The following is a 3,742-nucleotide window of genomic DNA, read 5'->3' as shown; positions in this document are numbered from 1 at the left end:
GGTTCCCGACGGGGCGCAGGGTGTGCTGCAGCAGCCGTCGGGCGAGTCGGACAACGTGGTGCTGGCCACCCCGAACGGGCTGGTCTCCCAGCCGCTGGGCGGCGGGATCGCGACCACGCGCACGGTGGAAGGCGGTACGCCGTCGGATCCCGTGCAGCTCGGCGGGTGCACCTACGGCGCCTGGACCTCGGGCCAGGTGATCCGGGAGTGCGAGGGTGTGGACAACGACGTCGACGTGGTGCTCGAGGGTGTGGACTCCGGCACCAGCCTGGTCTACCGCGTGAACCGCAACATCATCGTGCTGAACGATGTGGCGAACGGCACGCTGTGGATGGCCGCGGACCAGTTCGAGAAGGTCGAGGACTGGGACCTGAAGATGCCCGAGGACGGCGAGGGCAAGAAGACGGACTCGGAGCAGACCACGCCCGAGCTCGTCGACCACACCGTGGCCGAGCGGAACAAGGCCAACCGTCCGCCGGTGCCGAAGGACGACTCGTTCGGCGTACGGCCCGGCCGCACGACCGTGCTGAACGTGCTGGGCAACGACATGGACCCGGACGGCGACGTGATGACCGCCTCGGTCCAGGGCGAGCCGGACGGCGAGATCGGCGTGGACCGGGTGCTGGACGGTGCGGCCCTGCAGGCCGACGTGCCCGAGGACGCGACCGGGACCACCAGCTTCAAGTACGAGGTGGACGACGGCCGCGAGAACGGCACGGCTACCGCGAAGGTGAACGTCAAGGTGGTGCCGCTGGAGGAGAACAACGCGCCCGAGCAGCCGGGCGAGCCGGTGCTCACCGTGGGTCAGGACGGGCTGGGGACCATCAAGGTGCTGCCCTACTTCAAGGACCCGGACGGCGACGACATGTTCCTGACGAACGCGAGCACCGCCGACCCGCTCGACGAGGTGCGGTTCCGCCCCGACGGCACGATCGAGTTCCGCGACGGCGGCACCGCCATCGGCCGCAAGATCGTGGACGTCACCGTGTCGGACTCGATGGGCATGCCCTTCGAGGGCAAGCTGCTCATCGACGTCGTGGCGACCAATGTGGCGCCGGTGGCGGTGCAGGACCACGTGACCGTGCTGACCGGTGAGCCGGTCACGGTGAGCCCGCTGCAGAACGACTACGACCCGAACGGCGACCAGGTCCGCCTGACGAGTGTGGCGGACTCGCCTGGGGCGACCATCACCCAGAACCAGACGACCCGCACCTTCAAGTTCGAGAGCGACCAGGCCGGCTCCTACGACCTCACCTACCAGATCTCCGACGGCCCGAACCCGGCGACGGGCCTGGTGCGGGTGGACGTCATCGATCCCCCGGACGAGGCGGGCTCGCCGGTAGCGGTCTCGGACCAGGTGCTGCTGCCGACCGGCGGTACCGCGCTGGTGGACGTCCTGGCCAACGACACAGATCCTGCCGGTGGCGTGCTCGTGGTGCAGGGTGTCAGCGTGCCTTCGGGAGCTCCGGTGAACGTGTCGGTGCTGAACCACCAGATCCTGAAGGTCTCCGAGGTCAAGCGCCTGGAAGGGCCGGTGACCCTGAGCTACAAGGTCGCGAACGGCACCAAGACGGTTAGCGGCGAGGTGCGCGTAGTGCCCATTCCGTCAACTGACCAGCTGCGGCCGCCGGAGGCTGGCCGTGATCTGGCCACCGTGCGCGTGGGCGACGTGGTGACCATCCCGGTGCTGAAGAACGACACCCACCCCGACGGCCTGGAGCTGACGCTCACCGACGAGCTGCAGGAAGCCCCGCCGGCGTCGGCGGGTGAGGCGTTCGTGTCGGAGGACACGGTGCGGTTCCGCGCCGGCCAGGAGGCCGGGACCTACCACGCCGTGTACGAGGTGGAGGACTCCAACGGGCAGAAGGACGCCGCGCAGATCACGATCAACGTGCTGGACGCCCCGGAGAACGCGGCCCCGCAGCTGCCCGATATCGAGGCGCGGGTGCTCAGCGACGGCATCGTGCGGATCCCGCTGCCGCTGGACGGCACCGACCCGGACGGCGACTACGTGACGCTGAGCTCGATCTCCGGCGCCCCGTCGCAGGGCACCGCGACGATCGTGGACGGCTTCATCGACTACAAGGCCGCCGTGGACGCGACCGGTCTGGACACCTTCACCTACCAGGTCATGGACACCCGTGGCGCGCCCGCGGAGGGCGTCGTCCGGGTCGGCATCGCCACGCCCCCGGCCACCAACCAGGAACCGCAGGCCATCGACGACGAGACCACGGTGCGGCCCGGCCGCACGGTAGCGGTCACCGCGCTGGAGAACGACTCCGACCCCGACGGCGACCAGATCGGTCTGGTCGCCAAGGGCTTCGAGGGCACCGGCGACCTGCGGCCCAAGGCCGTGGAGGACGACGTGGTGGTCACCGCCCCGGACGAGGAGGGCGCGTCCTCCTTCTACTACGGCATCCAGGACACCTACAAGGCCCGCGCGTCCGGCGCGATCACGGTGAACGTGGACCGGAACGCGCCGCTGCTGCGCCCGATCGCGCACGACGACGTGATCACCGCCGACGACGTGGAGGGTTCGGCCAGTGTCACGGTGGACGTGCTGGCGAACGACGTGGACCCGGACGGCGTCGCTACCGACCTCGAAGTCTCGGTGGACCCTTCGCTGGAGGGCGTCCAGATCACGGAGAAGGGTTCGCTCCAGGTGCAGCTCACCGAGAGCGCACAGGTCATCACCTACGCCGTGACGGACATGGACGGGCTGGAAGGGAAGGCGTTCGTGCGGGTGCCGGGCGACCAGGCCCGCCCGCACGTCAAGCCGGGCCTGGAGCCGCTGAAGGCGTTCAGCGGTGAGCCGCTGACCATCGATCTCGCGGACTACGTGGTGGTCCGCGAGGGCCGGGAGCCGCGGATCACCGAGGAGGACACGGTCAAGGGCCTGGAGGGCACGGTCGAGGTCAGTGACCACGACACGATCGTCTACACCTCGGCCGACGACTACGCGGGCGCGGCCTCGGTCAGCTTCGAGGTCACCGACGGCGACGGCCCGGACGACGCGGAGGGCCTGACCTCGGTCCTGACCCTGCCGATCGACGTGACCCCGTCCAAGAACCAGCCGCCGAAGATCATCGGCACCCCGGTGCTGAAGGTCGCCGCCGCCGAGGAAGCTTCGGTCGACCTGTCCCGGTACGTCAAGGACCCCGACAAGGACCCGCTGACCTTCGAGGTCACCGGCAGCGACGGCATCTCGACGTCGGTCTCCGGCGCCACCGTGACCGGGCAGGTCGATCCGTCGGTCCCCAAGGGCACCTTCCAGCAGCTGCCCATGACGGTCGACGACGGCAGGAACCCACCCGTGCGGGCCGAGCTGACCGTCGAGGTCGTGCCCTCGACCCGGCCGCTGGCCAAGACGGCACCGGACCAGGTGCTGGACGCCCACCAGGGCGAGCAGACCACGATCCCGGTGCTGGACAACGACTCCAACCCGTTCCCCGAAGAGCCGCTGACGGTGGTCGGTGCGGATCGCGAGACGGGCCAGGGCGACGTGTCGTTCACCAATTCCGAGGTCGTGGTCACGCCGGACGCCGACTTCACCGGCGTCATGACTGTGCGCTACCGCGTGCAGGACGCGACCAAGGACCCCGACCGTGAGGTCGACGGGATCGCGAAGCTGACCGTGCTGGGCAAGCCGGCGGCACCTCGGGCGCCGCGGGTGGAGGAGGTGCGTTCGGAGACGGTGGTGCTGAGCTGGGACCAGCCCAACAACAACGGCTCCGACATCACC

At 69.6% G+C, this 3,742-nt stretch carries 1 protein-coding gene; it reads left to right on the top strand.

Features of this window, described 5'->3' with window-relative positions; genetic code table 11:
• The coding region (locus IE250_RS24270) for an Ig-like domain-containing protein (protein ID WP_189671896.1) at nucleotides 1-3,742 on the top strand (3,742 nt) is incomplete at both ends.

The organism is Promicromonospora soli, assembly GCF_014653785.1.
GTDB lineage: Bacteria > Actinomycetota > Actinomycetes > Actinomycetales > Cellulomonadaceae > Promicromonospora > Promicromonospora soli.
This window is presented reverse-complemented; position numbering and strand designations above follow the sequence as displayed.